Origin of the sequence: Prauserella shujinwangii (assembly GCF_003001955.1) — a bacterium.
Lineage (GTDB): Bacteria > Actinomycetota > Actinomycetes > Mycobacteriales > Pseudonocardiaceae > Qaidamihabitans > Qaidamihabitans shujinwangii.
On sequence record NZ_PVNH01000003.1, the window covers coordinates 152028 to 166181 of the forward strand.

A 14154-nucleotide genomic window follows, 5' to 3' on the forward strand; every position below is an offset into this window, starting at 1 on the left:
GTACCCGGCCGCGGGAGAGGATCCTCCCTGAGGTTCCAGCTCAGGGAGGCAACCGATGACGTCACCACCGGCGAGGCTCGCGGCCGCCGCGTCCAACGTGGTCGCGAAGGTGCTGCGTGGCGGCGTCGCCGACCTGCGGCCCGTGCCGCGGGTGCTCATCGACCAGGGTCCGAACCGGTCGGTGTACCGGATGACCGGCAGCGGCGGTCCGGCCCCGGCCGGGCCCCCGGTGCTGCTCGTGCCGCCGCTGGCCGCGCCCGCGCTGTGCTTCGACCTGCGGCGCGGGTGCAGCCTCGCCGAGCACCTGGTGGACGGCGGCAGGCGCACGTACCTCGTCGACTACGGCAACGTGGCGTTCTCCGACCGCAGGCTGGGCGTCGAGCACTGGATCGACGAGGTGCTGCCGAGGGCGATCCGCAAGGTCAGCGCCGACGCGGGTGGCCAGCGGGTGCACGTCGTCGCGTGGTGCCTCGGCGGCATCTTCTCGCTGCTCACCACGGCCGACCAGCCGGACCTTCCCGTCGAGTCGGTCACCACGATCGCGTCGCCGTTCGACTTCACCGCGATCCCGCTGGTGGCGCCGTTCCGGCCGCTGATCGACCTCACGGGCGGGCACCTGCTCACGCCGGTCTACCGGGCGCTGGGCGGTGCACCGTCCTACCTCGTCGGCCCCGTCTTCCGGGCCACCGGGCTGAACAAGGAGATCACGAAGCCGCTGGCCATCCTGAAGAACCTCGACGACCGCGACTTCCTCGCGCAGATCGAGGCGGTGGACCACTTCATGGCCAACATGCTCGCCTACCCCGGCCGGACGTTCGGGCAGCTCTACCACCGGTTCTTCCGGGCCAACGACCTCGCCGAGGGCAGCGTCGACCTCGGCGGCAGGGTCATCTCCCTGTCCGGGGTCAAGGTGCCGACGCTCGTGGTCGCGGGTGAGAACGACACGATCGCCCCGCGCCGGGCCGTCGAGCGCCTGGTCGACCTGCTGGAGAACGCGCCGGAGGTGCGGTTCGAGTCCGCGCCGGGCGGGCATCTCGGCGTGCTCACCGGCAGGCGGGCGCGTGGGACGACATGGCGCTACCTCGACGAGTTCCTGGACGCGCAGTTCAGCCGCACCGCCGGAGCGTGACCTCGAACGCGTGGACCGTGCCGCAGCACTCGTAGCGCGGCGGGAATGTGCGCGCCTCGCGGTGCCGTTGTGCGGGGCATGAGGGCGATCATGATGGAGCGGTACGGCGGACCGGACGAGCTGACGCTGGGGGAGCACCCGGACCCGAAGGTGGCGCCGGGTGAGGTGCTGGTCCGGGTCAAGGCCGCGGGCATCAACCCGGTCGACTGGAAGATCGGCGCGGGTTACCTGGACGGGCTGATGGAGGTCCGGTTCCCGCTCATCCCCGGCTGGGACATCTCCGGGGTGGTCGAGGCCGTGGGCCTGGACGTGGACGAGTTCGCGGTGGGCGACGAGGTGATCGGCTACGTCCGCAAGGACCAGGTCGAGCTGGGCGCGTACGCGGAGCTGGTGGCGGCCAACGTGCGGCTGCTCGCGCGCAAGCCGGCCGCGCTGGACTGGGCGCAGGCGGCCGGGCTGCCGCTGGCCGGGCTGACCGCGTACCAGTCCTTGCGGCGGGTGGGCGCCCGCGACGGGGACGTCGTGCTGATCCACGCGGCGGCCGGCGGGGTCGGATCGCTCGGCACCCAGCTGGCCGTGGCCTCGGGTGCGCGGGTGATCGGTACCGCGAGCGAGCGCAACCACGACTTCCTGCGGGAACTGGGCGCGGAGCCCGTGCCGTACGGCGAGGGACTGGTGGAGCGCGTGCGTGATATCGCACCCGGCGGGGTGGACGCCGCGCTCGACTTCGTCGGCGGTGACGCGGTGGAGGTGTCGCGGCAGGTCGTCCGGGATCCCGCGCGCATCGCGTCGATCACCGACCCGGAGGTGGCCGAGTCCGGCGGCCAGTACGTGTGGGTGCGCCCGAGCGTGGCGGACCTGACCGACCTGGCGCGACTGGCCGACGAGGGCAAGCTGACCGTGCACGTGGACAAGGTGCTGCCGCTCGCCGAGGCGGCAGAGGCCTGGCGGCTCAGTCAGGACGGCCGCACGCGCGGCAAGCTGGTCCTCTCCGTGGCGTGACTGTCATGAGTGGCTCGTACCGGCATTTTCCGTCAGCAACGAGCCACCCATGACAGTAGGCTGCGGGGGTGGCCGAGGTCCTGCTTTTCCACCACGCCCTGGGGCTGACCCCGGGCGTCCGCGCATTCGCGGACCGGCTTCGCGCGGAGGGGCACGTGGTGCACACGCCGGACCTCTTCGACGGGCAGGTGTTCGCCGAACTGGCCGAGGGAGTCGACTTCGCCGAGCGGCTCGGCCTCGACACCGTCCTGGACCGCGGCCGCTGGCGGCCGACGACCTGCCGGGCGAGCTGGTCTACATGGGACTGTCGCTCGGCGTGCTGCCCGCGCAGCAACTGGCGCAGACCCGGGTGGGCGCGCGGGGCGCCGTGCTGCTGCACGGTTGTGTCCCGGTGACCGAGTTCGGTGACGCCTGGCCACCCGAGGTGCCGCTGCGGCTGCACGTCATGGAGAACGACGAACTCGGTGACGTCGACGTGGCCCGCAACGTCGCCGCCACGGTGGGGAACGCGGAGCTGTTCCTGTACCCGGGCAACGGGCACCTGTTCACCGATCCCGGCTCGCCGGACCACGACGAGCCCGCCGCGAGCGCGGTCGAGCGGCGTGTGCTGCGGTTCCTCGCTGCCCGCTAGCCTCGGCCCGCGCGCGGCGACGAAATTGGATTCCCGGCGCACCGCGCGCGCCACTATGGTGAGCCGATGTCGTCGGTCAAGCAGGTCCAGGTCACGTTCGACTGCGCCGAACCCGGGCGGCTCGCCCGTTTCTGGTGCGAGGTGCTGGGGTACGTCGTGCCGCCGCCACCGGAGGGGTTCGCCACCTGGGACGATGTCGATCGCTCGTTGCCGCCCGAGCGGCAGGGTTCGGCGTTCGCCTGCGTCGATCCGTCGGGTGTGGGACCGCGGCTGTTCTTCCAGCGCGTTCCCGAAGGCAAGGTCGTCAAGAACCGGCTGCATCTGGACGTGCGGGCTGGGACCGGGCTCGTGGGTGAAGAGCGCCTCGCCGCGCTCGAGGCCGAGTGCGCACGCCTGGTCGCGCTCGGGGCGGTACGCGTGCGACTGCTGGTTGCCGATGACCACGACGAGTCGTGCATCGTGATGCAGGACATCGAGGGCAACGAGTTCTGCCTCGACTGAGAAGCCGCCGACGGTCCGAGGAAACGTCCTAGCCGGACAGTTGCTCGCCGAGTTCCCGGCACAGGTCGGCGAAGGCCCGCTTGCCAGCCGTGATGTCGCCGGAGCCGTCGGGTGGCTCGGCGAGATCGGTGAGCATCGTCGTCAGCAGCTCGATCGCTTCGGGGGACGCGCCCTGGTCGCGGCCCAGCACGGGTGGCGCGAGGATGAGTCCCGCCGAGAGCACGGCCATCGCCTCGCTCAGCGTGTCCGGATCCAGGTCGGCGCGCACGAGCCCGGCGCGCTGGAGGCGCTCGACGAATCTGCGTCCCAGCAGTACCCGCGGCGCGTACCGGGCGGGCCCGTGCCGGAGCAGCATGGTGCCGAGTACGTCGGCGTCGCGGGTGTACAGCGCGCGCATGAGCGGGCGGGCGAGCAACTCGTCGAGTGCGTGCCGGTAGACCCGCGACAGCCGGCCACCTTCCGGGTCACTGTCCACTGTGGTGTTGACGGCGGTGAGGTAGGCACGGAACTCCCGTTCCACCAAGGCTTCGGCGAGTTCTCGTTTCCCGGCGAACTCGAGATAGACGGATCCCTTCGACACACCTGCCGCCCGCGCGATGTCGTCGACCGTGGTCTTGCCCGCACCGAACCGGACGAAGAGGTCCGCCGTGGCGTCCAGGATGCGGTCCGCGCGGTCGCTCATCGGCCGTCCACCGGGTAGTGCGTGCGCAGGAAGTCGAGGAGGGTCTCGTTGAACCAGCCGGGATTGTCCTGGTTGGCGTTGTGCCCGGCGCGGGGTACCACCTCATACCGGCAGCGGGGATCCCTGGCCGCCCACCGGGGTGCGACCCTGGCGACGTTGCCCGCCCGGTCCTGGTCGCCGTGACACAGCAGAAGCGGCTGCTCGATGCGGTAACCGGGTTCCGGATGGAGGGCACCGGCGACCGCGCGCCAGACGGTGACGAATTCGGCTTTCGAGAGCCGGCTCGCGGCGTCGAGCGCGTACTCCCGCGCGGCGGGTGTCACCGCGGTGTGGGTGGCGATGGTGCGGCGCAGCGCGCCTGCCGGCCACAACCGGAACGCCAGCGGCGAGGCCGCCAGCGCCCACCGCTCCCGGCGGGAGATCGGCATGGTGACGCACGTCGAGCCGATGATCACGACGGCGGCGACGCGCTCGGGGTGGCGGAACACGAGTTCCTGGGCGAGGTAGCCGCCGAGCGACTGCCCGCCGACGCAGAGCGGGCCGTGCTCGCCCAGCTCGTCGAGGATCGCGAGCAGGTCCGCGGTGAGGTCGCGGGTCGAGAGGGGCAGGTCGCCGATCGGTTTCGACTCGCCGTGGCCGCGGATGTCCCAGGTGAGCGTGCGGTAGCCGGCCGCCGTGAGAGCCGGGACCTGCGGGTCGAACATCCGGTGGTCCATCGCGGCGCCGTGGCTGAACACGACGAGCGGTGCCCCGGTGGGCCCGTCCAGCCAGTAGCGCAGCCGCGAGCCCGCGCGGTCCAGGGTGCCACCGTCCATGCCCACCTCCTGTACGTTCTGACCAATTTAGCAAATCTGGTCAACACGTCAGAAGGGTGGGCGTGTGGATGTGCCGGTCGAACACGCTGTGCGGCGAGGCTCCGCGGCTCCCCAATGTGGCATTGGTTGCGTTGAACGCACCCGATGCCACATTCGGTGCGGCTCGAGGCACCGTCGGCCGCGACCATCACGGCACGATGTCGATGGCGCCGGTGCGCCGGTGCGCCGGGTCCGGATCCACGATGCTGGTGCTATGCGGGACGCGGAGCGAGGGAAAGCCGCGATGTGGGCGGGCGCCCTGTTCGGCCTGCTGCTCCTCGTCGTCCTGGTCGCGGCGGGACTCTTCGTGCTGCTGTTCGTGCTCTATGTCGTCACGTACCCGCTGCTGAATATCAGGGGCCTCTGACAGCCGTCACTTCAGCTCGGCGCTGGTCTTGCCCAGCAACCTGCGGGCGACGATGAGCTGCTGGATTTGTTGCGTGCCCTCGAAGATGTCCAGGATCTTCGAGTCGCGGCTCCACTTCTCCAGCAGCAGCTCCTCGGTGTAGCCGAGGGTGCCGGCCAGTTCGACGCAGCGGAGCGTGATGTCCACGACCGAGCGGCCCGCCTTCGCCTTCGCCATCGACGCCTGCAGCGAGTTGGGCTTGCGGTTGTCCGCCATCCACGCCGATTCGAGCGTCAGCAGGTACGCCGCCTCGTAGTCGGCCTCCAGCTGGAGGAACGCGGCCGCCGCCGCGTGCTGCGTGTTCGCCGGCCGGTCGTAGTCGATCGTGACTCCGGCCTCTTCCAGGATGCGCCTGGTCTCCTCCAACGCCGCCCGCGCGACGCCGACGGCCATCGCGGCCACCAGCGGGCGGGTGTTGTCGAAGGTCTGCATGACCCCGGCGAAACCCTTCTTGGTGTCGATCTCCGGGGTGCCGAGCAGGTTCTCCTTCGGCACGCGGCAGTTCTCGAACCGCAGCACCGCCGTGTCCGAGGCCCGGATGCCGAGCTTGTGTTCCAGCCGCACCACCTCGAAGCCCGGCGTGCCCTTCTCGACCACGAACGACTTGATCGCCGCGCGGCCCTTGCTCCGGTCGAGGCTGGCCCACACGACCACGGCGTCCGCGCGCTGGCCCGCGGTCACGAAGATCTTCTCGCCGTTGAGCACGTAGTGGTCGCCGTCGAGCTCCGCGGTCGCGGTGATGGCGGCCGAGTCGGAACCGCAGCCGGGTTCCGTGATCGCCATCGCGGCCCACACCCCGGCGAACTTCTTCAGCTGCTCGTCGTTGGCGACGGACGCGATGGCCGCGTTGCCGAGGCCCTGCCGCGGCATGGACAGCAACAGCGCCACATCGCCCCAGCACATCTCGATCGTGCCGAGCACCGTGCTCAGGTTGCCGCCGTTGCGGTTGCCGTTCGACCTGCCGTCGTCCTCGCCCCGCCGCACCCCGGCGGCGCCCGCGCCGCCCTCGCCGGACGTGTTGAGCCCGTCGAGCAGGGCCGCGAACATGTCCAGTTCGGACGGGTACGCGTGCTCGGCGCGGTCGTACTTGCGGGAGATGGGCCGGAACACCTCGGCGGCGGCCTGCTGTGCCTGGTTGACGAGTGCCGCGGCCTTCTTGGGAGGTTCCAGATTGATCATGATGGTCCTTCACGAAGGGGAGTCGTGAGTGAGAAACGTCGTTCTCACCACGTTTCTCACTCACGAGGGGTCAGGGGAGGAGGACGCCTTCCATGACGCCGATGGCTCGCAGGTCGCGGTACCAGCGCTCGACCGGGTGCTCCTTGGTGTAGCCGTGCCCGCCGAGCAGCTGCACTCCCGCGCTGCCGATCTGCATGCCCTTGTCGGTGGCGAGCTTGCGGGCCAGCGCGACCTCGCGCGCGAACGGCTTGCCCTGCTCGGCCCTGGCCGCCGCGCGCAGCGTGACCAGCCGCATGCCCTCCAGCTCGATGCCGATGTCGGCGATCTGGAAGGCCACGGCCTGCCGGTGGCTGATCGGTTCGCCGAACGCCTGCCGCTCGTTGGCGTACGGGATGACGTAGTCGAGCACGGCCTTGCCGGTGCCGCACGCCATCGCGGCCCAGCCGAGCCGGGACAGCCGCACCAGCTCGGTGAACACCTCGGTGCTGCCGCCGCCGAGCAGCGCCGAGGCGGGCAGCGCGACGTTCTCCAGGTGCAGCTTGCCGGTCGCCGCGCCGCGCAGGCCCATCGCGGGTTCGGCCTCCACGGACACGCCTTCCGTCGAGGACTCCACGAGGAACAGCGCGGGTCCCCGGCCCTCCAGATCGGCCGACACGACGAACAGTTCCGCGTCGGCCGCGCGCGGCACGAGCGACTTCACGCCGTCGAGCCGGTAACCCTTCGGGGTGCGCCGCGCCCGCGTCGTGGGCCGGAACGGGTCGTACAGCGCCGCGCGCTCCTGCAGCGCGAGCGCGGCGGCGGGCACGTTCTCGCCGACGAACGCGGGCAGGTAGGTCGCCTGCTGTTCCTCGTCACCCCACTGCACGAGCGCCGTGCTCACGGCGGACGGCGCGAGCACCGCCACCGCGAGCCCCAGGTCACCGTGTGCCAGGGCCTCGGCCACCAGCACGTTCGTGACGACGGACCGCTCCGTGCCGACCCCGCCGAGCTCCTCGGGGATGCCGACGAGCGTCACACCCAGCTCCGCGGCCCTGCCGAGCAGGCCGTCCGGCGGCGCCAGCTTGGCGTCCGCCTCCGCCGCCGCGGGCCGCAGCTGTTCGGCCGCGAACTCCCGCACGGTCTCGGCGATCATCTCCTGCTCTTCGCCGGGGGTGAGGTCGAACAGCCCCGTGTCCGGCGCGGGTTCGAGCCGCGCAGGCCTGCCGAGGCGCTGGGCGGCCTTGAACGTCCGGTTCGCCGCCCCCGCCGCCCTGAACCCGTTGCGGGTGGCCGCGGAGACCAGGTTCTCCACGGGCTTGCGCAGCCCGACCCGGTCGAGCGTCTTCGTTCCGGCGAGCTTGGTCAGCGCGGCCAGGCCGAAGCCCATCGCGTCGCGCTTCCGCTGCGTTGTCTGTCGGGACACGGGTCTCCCCTCACGTACCTACTCGCGAGTAGGTTAGCGCGTGGGCGGGTTCCCGCGCCAGTAGGGGCACCCTCGCGTGGGTCGCGTGCCGCTCAGCGGTCTCTGCTGTGGGTGAATCCCCTCGGGTGGATGTACAGCTCGCGCCGTTCCTTCGGGGCCACGGTCCGCTGGTCTGGCACGGGCAGCTCGTAGTCGACGGGCCGCCAGTGCTCCGCGTGCAGCCGTTCCGGGTCGTAGACGCTGGAGAACTTCCACAACATCCGCGCGAAGTTCGTCTGGCCCCGGAGCAGGTGCCCGGCCACGATCTTCGCCGTCTTCGCCAGTGCCGCCACGCCGAGGTGCTTGCGGTTGAGCACCGACTGGGTGTGCACGAGCTCGCGGTAGAACTCGTCCAGTGGCAGTTTCGTCGGCAGCACCGCGTGCTGGATGTCGAACAGCCGGTAGTCCCGCGTGCTCAGCTTGCGGGACTCGGTGTGCCAGATCTCCGTGCCGGGGTAGGGCGTCATCACCGAGAGGTGCACGATCTCGGGCACGCTCATCGCCCACTCGCGCACGAGCCGGAACCGCTCGGCGTCCCACTGCGGGTCGACGATCAGGTTGATCGCCACCGCCAGCCCCATCTTCCTGGCGACCTCGAGCGCCCGCACGTTCTCGTCCGGGCTGATCCGCTTGCGGAACAGCTCCAGCCCCTCGGCGTCGAGCGCCTCCATGCCGAGGAACATGTAGTTCAGGCCGAGCCGCCGCCAGCGCTGGAACACCTCCGGGTGGCGCAGCAGCACGTCGGCGCGGGTCTCCAGGTAGTACTGCTTGCGCACGTCGCGCCGCTCCAGCTCGGCCGCGATCGCGTCGCCGTGCTCGGGCCGGATGAACGCGACGTCGTCCACGATGAACACGCCGGGCTCCCGGATGCTCGCCAGCTCGTCGGCGGCCGCCTCCGGCGACATCTTGCGGTAGCTGCGGCCGTAGAAGGTCCAGGCCGAGCAGAACGAGCAGTCCCACGGGCAGCCGCGGGTGAACTCGACCGAGGCCGCCGGGTCGAGCACGCCGATGAAGTACCTGTCGCGCCGGGTCAGCAGGTCGCGGGCGGGCGGCGGCCGGTCGATGGAGTCCAGCAGCGCCGGGGCGGGTCCCGAGCGGTCGGGTGTCACGGCACCGGGTGCCTCGTGCGGTGCGCCGTCCGCGGCCGCGGCGAGCAGTGCGGGGGCGCCGGTCTCGCCCTCGCCGCGCACGATCGCGTCGATGGCCCCGCCGGCCTGCGCGAGGAGGTGCTTGGCGATGAACGACACCGAGTGGCCGCCCGCGAACACGAACAGCCGGGGCGAGCGCCGCTTGAACCGCTTCGCCAGCTCGATCACCTCGGGCACGTTCGCGAGGTAGTTCAGCCCGAAGCCGACCGCGTCGGGTTCGAAACCGGTGAACTCGCGGGCCAGCTCGGCGTGGTCGTGCGTCTGCAGGTCCACGATCCGCACGTCGTGGCCGTCGGCGCGCACCGCCGCGGCGACTCGTTCCAGCCCGAGCGGCTCCAGTCGCAGGAACAGCTCGGAGTACAGCAACGCGCTGGGGTGTACCAGCAACACCCGCATGTCTCGGCCTCCTCCCGCCGGGGTTCCGCGGGCACATACCCCGGCGTGTGTGAGCTCACACGTCGAGCACGGCCGTCATCAGCGCCACCAGCTCCGCGTCGAGGCCGGGCCGGGAGTTGACCCGGCGGGTGCGGGACAGGTCGTTGGCGATCGTCAGCGCCGCATGCACGGTGATCTTGCATTCGCGGCGGTCGAGCCCGGGGTGGACGGCGCCGAGCAACTGAACCCACGGGGCGACGTAGTCCCGCTGGATGCGAAGCAGTTCGGCGCGGTCGCGCTCGCCGACGTGCACGCGGTCGGCGGAGAACGACACCAGCAGCTCGGGGGTGCCGGTGAGGGTGCGCACGTAGGACTCCACGAGCCTGCGCAGCGCCGTGCGCTCGTCCGGTGGGGCGCTCGTGCGCAGCGCGTACTCCGCGCCGAGCGCGAGCCGGTCGGCCGCGCGCCTGCCGATGGCCCCGAGCAGGCTCGCCTTGCTGGGGAAGTGCCGGTACACACTCGGCCCCGCGATGCCCGCGGCCTTGCCGATGTCCTCCATGCTCACGGCGTGGAAGCCGCGCTTGCGGAACAGCTCGGTCGCGGCCGTCAGCACCTCCTCGCGCCGGGATCGCTTGCCGAGGGAGAGCGGGGGTGGCTCCGGTGCGGGTTCGGCGTCCGGCTCCGGGAGTGTGGTGTGCATCACCCGCAGTGCGATGTCCACGAGCAGCCGGCAGAACCGGCGCTTGGCCACGCTCGTGTGGTGCACCGAGACGCTGCCGAACACCGACAGCCCGGCCCAGCACAGCAGCTCCGCGTCGTCGGCGTCCAGCTCGGGCCGCAGACGCAGCAGCACCTTCGCCCACATCGCGAGCATCGCGGACGACCGGTGCCGGATCGTGCGCTGCGTCTCCGGGTCGAGGTGCCTGCCCTCCCAGCGCCACAGCGCGGCGACCTCGCGCCGCTCGACCGACCTGGTGGCCAGCCTGGCCAGCAGCTCACGTACCTGCTCGGGCGTCGGGTCGTCGGCCGCGAGCGCTCCCGCCGTCGCCTCCTCCATCTCCTCGATGCCCGCCAGCAGCACGTGCGCGAGGATCGCGCGCTTGTCCGCGAAGTGGCGGTAGAGCGCGGGGCCGGTGACTCCGGCCGCCGCGGCGATGTCGTTGATGCCGACGCCGTGGTAACCGCGCGCGCTGAACAGTTCGGCCGCGACACCGGCGAGCTGGTTGCGCCGGTCGCGCGGCCGTTTGTTCCGAGAGGGCTGCTCGTCCATAGGTGAGAACACAATAGCTCGTGTCATGCAGGGAACAACCCGTTGACAGCAAGGGCAGGAGCAGGATTATGTTAGTGGCGATTAGCACCGCACAGCCGCCGCATCGCCAGGAAGGACCGTTGGTGTGAGTACAGAGGCGTTCATCTACGAGGCGATCCGCACGCCTCGTGGCAAGAACAAGGGCGGATCCCTGCACGGGACCAAGCCGATCGATCTGGTCGTCGGTCTGATCGACGAGCTCAAGACCCGGCACCCGAACCTGGACCCGGCCCTGGTCGAGGACATCGTGCTCGGTGTCGTCTCGCCCGTCGGCGACCAGGGCGCGGACATCGCGCGCGCCGCCGCCATGGTGGCCGGGCTGCCCGACACGGTGGCCGGCGTGCAGCTCAACCGGTTCTGCGCGTCCGGCCTGGAGGCGGTGAACCAGACGGCGCAGCGCGTGCGTTCCGGTTTCGAGCGGCTGCTCATCGCGGGCGGTGTCGAGTCCATGTCGCGCGTGCCGATGGGCTCCGACGGCGGTGCGATGTTCACCGACCCGGCGACCAACTACGACACCTACTTCGTGCCCCAGGGCATCGGGGCCGACCTGATCGCCACCATGGAGGGCTTCTCGCGGGAGGACGTCGACGCGTTCGCGGTGCGCTCGCAGGAGAAGGCCGAGGCGGCGTGGGCAGGCGGCTACTTCGCCAAGTCGGTCGTGCCGGTCAAGGACATGAACGGCGTGACGATCCTCGACCACGACGAGCACCGCAGGCCCGGCACCACGCTGGAGGCCCTGGGCAAGCTGAAGCCGTCGTTCGAGGGCATCGGCGAGATGGGCGGCTTCGACGCGGTGGCGCTGCAGAAGTACCACTGGGTCGAGAAGATCAACCACGTGCACACCGGGGGCAACTCGTCGGGCATCGTCGACGGCGCGGCGCTCGTGCTGATGGGTGACGAGGAGATCGGCAAGACGATCGGCATGACCCCGAGGGCGCGCGTCGTCGCCACCGCCGTCACCGGGTCCGACCCGACGATCATGCTGACCGGGCCCACTCCGGCCACGCAGAAGGTGCTGGACCGCGCCGGGCTGACCATCGACGACATCGACCTGTTCGAGCTCAACGAGGCCTTCGCGTCCGTCGTTCTCAAGTGGATGAAGGATCTGAAGATCCCCGAGGAGAAGGTCAACGTCAACGGCGGTGCCATCGCGATGGGCCACCCGCTCGGCGCCACCGGCGCGATGATCCTCGGCACGATGGTGGACGAGCTGGAGCGCAGGCAGGCCCGCAGGGCACTGGTCACGTTGTGCATCGGCGGCGGCATGGGCGTCGCGACGATCATCGAGCGCGTGTGAGGGACGAGACCACCATGACTGAATCCAAGACCATCCGCTGGGAGCGGGACTCCGACGGCATCGTCGTGCTCACGCTCGATGACCCCAAGCAGTCGGCGAACACGATGAACGGCGACTTCCGCTCCTCACTCGGGGTGATCGTCGACCGGCTGGAGGCCGAGCAGGACTCGATCACCGGAGTCGTGCTCACCTCGGCGAAGAAGACGTTCTTCGCCGGTGGCGACCTCAACGACCTGATCCAGGCGACGCCCGAGCACGCCGCGGAGATCACCGAGCGGACCAACGAGCTGAAGGCGCAGCTGCGCAGGCTGGAGACCCTCGGCAAGCCGGTCGTCGCCGCCATCAACGGCGCCGCGCTCGGCGGCGGGCTGGAGATCGCGCTGGCCTGCCACTACCGCATCGCCGCGGACGTCAAGGGCAGCCAGATCGGCCTGCCCGAGGTGACGCTGGGCCTGCTGCCCGGCGGTGGCGGTGTGGTGCGCTCCGTGCGGCTGCTCGGCATCCAGAACGCCGTCATGAACGTCCTCGTGCAGGGCCAGCGGCACAAGCCGGCCAAGGCGCTGGAGATCGGCCTGGTGCACGAGCTGGTCGGCTCGGTCGACGAGCTGCTGCCGAAGGCCAAGGAGTGGATCAAGGCCAACCCGGAGGGTGGCGTCCAGCCCTGGGACACCAAGGGCTACAAGATCCCCGGCGGCACGCCGTCCAACCCGAGCTTCGCGGCGAACCTGCCCGCGTTCCCGGCGAACCTGCGCAAGCAACTCAAGGGCGCGCCGATGCCCGCGCCGAGGGCGATCCTCGCCGCGGCCGTCGAGGGCGCGCAGGTGGACATCGACACCGCGACGGGGATCGAGACCCGCTACTTCGTCAGCCTGGTCACCGGCCAGGTCGCGAAGAACATGACGAAGGCGTTCTTCTTCGACCTGCAGCACATCAACTCCGGCGGCTCCCGGCCGGACGGCTACGAGCGGTACCAGGCGAAGAAGGTCGGCGTGCTCGGCGCCGGGATGATGGGCGCGGCGATCGCGTACGTGGCCGCGAAGGCCGGCATCGACGTGGTGCTCAAGGACGTCTCGGTGGAGAACGCCGAGAAGGGCAAGGGCTACGCGGTCAAGCTCGAGGAGAAGGCGCTCAAGCGGGGCAAGACCACGCAGGAGAAGTCGGACGCGCTGCTCGCGCGCATCCACCCGACGGCGGACCCGGCCGACTTCAAGGGCGTCGACTTCGTGATCGAGGCGGTGTTCGAGAGCACCGACCTCAAGCACAAGGTCTTCGGCGAGATCGAGCACATCGTCAACCCGGACGCCGTGCTCGGCTCCAACACCTCCACGCTGCCCATCACCGGCCTCGCCGAGGGCGTGCAGAGGCAGGAGGACTTCATCGGCATCCACTTCTTCTCGCCGGTGGACAAGATGCCGCTCGTGGAGATCATCCGCGGGCAGAAGACGTCCGACGCGACGCTGGCGAAGGTCTTCGACTTCACGCTGCAGATCAAGAAGACCCCGATCGTCGTCAACGACAGCCGCGGGTTCTTCACCAGCCGTGTGATCGGCACGTTCATCAACGAGGCGGTCGCCGCCGTGGGCGAGGGTGTCGAGCCCGCGAGCATCGAGCAGGCCGGTGCCCAGGCCGGGTACCCCGCGCCGCCGCTGCAGCTGATGGACGAGCTGACGCTGACCCTGCCGCGCAAGATCCGGCAGGAGACGCGGGCCGCCGTCGAGGCCGCGGGCGGCACGTGGAACGAGCACCCCTCCGAGGCGGTCATCGACCGGATGATCGACGAGTTCGACCGCAAGGGCCGCTCCAGCGGGGCCGGGTTCTACTCCTACGACGCCGAGGGCAAGCGGACCGGCATCTGGCCCGGCCTGCGCGAGGCGTTCGACTCGGGCAGCCGGACGGTGCCGTTCGAGGACCTCAAGGAGCGCATGCTCTTCGCCGAGGCGCTGGAGACGGTCAAGTGCTTCGACGAGGGCGTGCTGATGTCGGTGCAGGACGCCAACATCGGTTCGATCTTCGGCATCGGCTTCCCCGCGTGGACCGGTGGGGTCGTGCAGTACATGAACCAGTACCCCGGCGGGCTGAAGGGCTTCGTGGCGCGGGCGCGTGAGCTGGCCGAGCGCTACGGCGACCACTTCACCCCGCCGCAGTCCCTCGTGGAGAAGGCCGACAAGGGCGAGATCTTCGAGTAGAGCCTGGCGATCCG

The 14154-nt window shown here is 70.6% G+C and carries 14 protein-coding genes; 8 read left to right on the plus strand and 6 right to left on the minus strand.

The features are described 5' to 3' along the window. The first annotated feature begins 55 nt into the window (after positions 1-55). From B0I33_RS07400 to B0I33_RS07415, 5 genes are all read left to right on the plus strand, one after another. Positions 56-1129 carry an alpha/beta fold hydrolase gene (locus tag B0I33_RS07400; RefSeq protein ID WP_106177829.1) on the plus strand — a complete coding sequence of 358 codons (1074 nt, stop codon included), beginning with the start codon at positions 56-58 and terminating at the stop codon, positions 1127-1129. A 78-nt stretch (positions 1130-1207) separates the two neighbouring features. After that, complete coding sequence (locus tag B0I33_RS07405) at positions 1208-2131, plus strand: NADP-dependent oxidoreductase (protein ID WP_106177830.1); 924 nt, start codon at positions 1208-1210, stop codon at positions 2129-2131. A gap of 68 nt (positions 2132-2199) precedes the next feature. Next, positions 2200-2526: a dienelactone hydrolase family protein gene (locus B0I33_RS30170; RefSeq protein ID WP_219927152.1), complete on the plus strand. Its 327-nt coding sequence runs from the start codon at positions 2200-2202 to the stop codon at positions 2524-2526. Further along, positions 2430-2762, plus strand: coding sequence for a dienelactone hydrolase family protein (locus B0I33_RS30175; protein ID WP_219927153.1), 333 nt, complete (start codon positions 2430-2432; stop codon positions 2760-2762). Before B0I33_RS30170 ends, B0I33_RS30175 begins: the two co-directional genes overlap by 97 nt. A 66-nt stretch (positions 2763-2828) precedes the next feature. Beyond that, positions 2829-3263: a VOC family protein gene (locus B0I33_RS07415; RefSeq protein WP_106177831.1), complete on the plus strand. Its 435-nt coding sequence runs from the start codon at positions 2829-2831 to the stop codon at positions 3261-3263. Positions 3264-3291: 28 nt separating this feature from the next. Here B0I33_RS07415 and B0I33_RS07420 read toward each other — a convergent pair whose 3' ends face one another. Next, positions 3292-3945, minus strand: a complete 654-nt coding sequence (locus tag B0I33_RS07420) for a TetR/AcrR family transcriptional regulator (RefSeq protein WP_106177832.1) — start codon at positions 3943-3945, stop codon at positions 3292-3294. After that, the gene (locus B0I33_RS07425; RefSeq protein WP_106177833.1) at positions 3942-4760 is read right to left on the minus strand and encodes an alpha/beta fold hydrolase; all 819 of its coding nucleotides are present in this window, start codon (positions 4758-4760) and stop codon (positions 3942-3944) included. Before B0I33_RS07425 ends, B0I33_RS07420 begins: the two co-directional genes overlap by 4 nt. A gap of 253 nt (positions 4761-5013) precedes the next feature. Here B0I33_RS07425 and B0I33_RS29875 point away from each other — a divergent pair, with 253 nt between their 5' ends. Further along, the gene (locus tag B0I33_RS29875) at positions 5014-5166 is read left to right on the plus strand and encodes a hypothetical protein (protein ID WP_181193209.1); all 153 of its coding nucleotides are present in this window, start codon (positions 5014-5016) and stop codon (positions 5164-5166) included. 6 nt (positions 5167-5172) lie between these two features. On the opposite strand, the gene B0I33_RS07430 is transcribed toward B0I33_RS29875, so the two are convergent. The 4 genes from B0I33_RS07430 to B0I33_RS07445 all read right to left on the minus strand — a co-directional run bounded on the left by B0I33_RS07430 (position 5173) and on the right by B0I33_RS07445 (position 10618). Further along, positions 5173-6384, minus strand: a complete 1212-nt coding sequence (locus B0I33_RS07430) for an acyl-CoA dehydrogenase family protein (protein ID WP_106177834.1) — start codon at positions 6382-6384, stop codon at positions 5173-5175. 70 nt (positions 6385-6454) lie between these two features. Then, entirely contained in the window at positions 6455-7750 is a 1296-nt protein-coding gene (locus B0I33_RS07435) for an acyl-CoA dehydrogenase family protein (RefSeq protein WP_106177835.1), read from the minus strand. Positions 7751-7878: 128 nt separating this feature from the next. Further along, a complete protein-coding gene (hpnR, locus tag B0I33_RS07440) occupies positions 7879-9369 on the minus strand; it encodes a hopanoid C-3 methylase HpnR (RefSeq protein ID WP_106177836.1) in 1491 nt (496 codons plus the stop codon). Between the two features lie 55 nt (positions 9370-9424). Beyond that, entirely contained in the window at positions 9425-10618 is a 1194-nt protein-coding gene (locus B0I33_RS07445) for a TetR/AcrR family transcriptional regulator (RefSeq protein WP_106177837.1), read from the minus strand. A 124-nt stretch (positions 10619-10742) separates the two neighbouring features. Between B0I33_RS07445 and B0I33_RS07450 the strand changes: the two genes are divergently transcribed. Together B0I33_RS07450 and B0I33_RS07455 are read left to right on the plus strand one after the other, a co-directional pair. Then, positions 10743-11954: an acetyl-CoA C-acetyltransferase gene (locus B0I33_RS07450; RefSeq protein WP_106177838.1), complete on the plus strand. Its 1212-nt coding sequence runs from the start codon at positions 10743-10745 to the stop codon at positions 11952-11954. A gap of 14 nt (positions 11955-11968) precedes the next feature. Next, positions 11969-14140, plus strand: a complete 2172-nt coding sequence (locus B0I33_RS07455; RefSeq protein ID WP_106178233.1) for a 3-hydroxyacyl-CoA dehydrogenase NAD-binding domain-containing protein — start codon at positions 11969-11971, stop codon at positions 14138-14140. Positions 14141-14154: the final 14 nt, after the last annotated feature.

Bases quoted from the DNA above. Each gene is read 5' to 3' on its own strand.
- B0I33_RS29875 (WP_181193209.1), top strand. From the start codon at position 5,014: ATGCGGGACGCGGAGCGAGGGAAAGCCGCGATGTGGGCGGGCGCCCTG.
- B0I33_RS07400 (WP_106177829.1), top strand. From the start codon at position 56: ATGACGTCACCACCGGCGAGGCTCGCGGCCGCCGCGTCCAACGTGGTC.
- B0I33_RS07415 (WP_106177831.1), top strand. From the start codon at position 2,829: ATGTCGTCGGTCAAGCAGGTCCAGGTCACGTTCGACTGCGCCGAACCC.
- B0I33_RS07455 (WP_106178233.1), top strand. From the start codon at position 11,969: ATGACTGAATCCAAGACCATCCGCTGGGAGCGGGACTCCGACGGCATC.
- hpnR (WP_106177836.1), bottom strand. From the start codon at position 9,369: ATGCGGGTGTTGCTGGTACACCCCAGCGCGTTGCTGTACTCCGAGCTG.
- B0I33_RS07425 (WP_106177833.1), bottom strand. From the start codon at position 4,760: ATGGACGGTGGCACCCTGGACCGCGCGGGCTCGCGGCTGCGCTACTGG.
- B0I33_RS07430 (WP_106177834.1), bottom strand. From the start codon at position 6,384: ATGATCAATCTGGAACCTCCCAAGAAGGCCGCGGCACTCGTCAACCAG.
- B0I33_RS07445 (WP_106177837.1), bottom strand. From the start codon at position 10,618: ATGGACGAGCAGCCCTCTCGGAACAAACGGCCGCGCGACCGGCGCAAC.
- B0I33_RS07405 (WP_106177830.1), top strand. From the start codon at position 1,208: ATGAGGGCGATCATGATGGAGCGGTACGGCGGACCGGACGAGCTGACG.
- B0I33_RS30175 (WP_219927153.1), top strand. From the start codon at position 2,430: ATGGGACTGTCGCTCGGCGTGCTGCCCGCGCAGCAACTGGCGCAGACC.
- B0I33_RS07420 (WP_106177832.1), bottom strand. From the start codon at position 3,945: ATGAGCGACCGCGCGGACCGCATCCTGGACGCCACGGCGGACCTCTTC.
- B0I33_RS07435 (WP_106177835.1), bottom strand. From the start codon at position 7,750: ATGGGCTTCGGCCTGGCCGCGCTGACCAAGCTCGCCGGAACGAAGACG.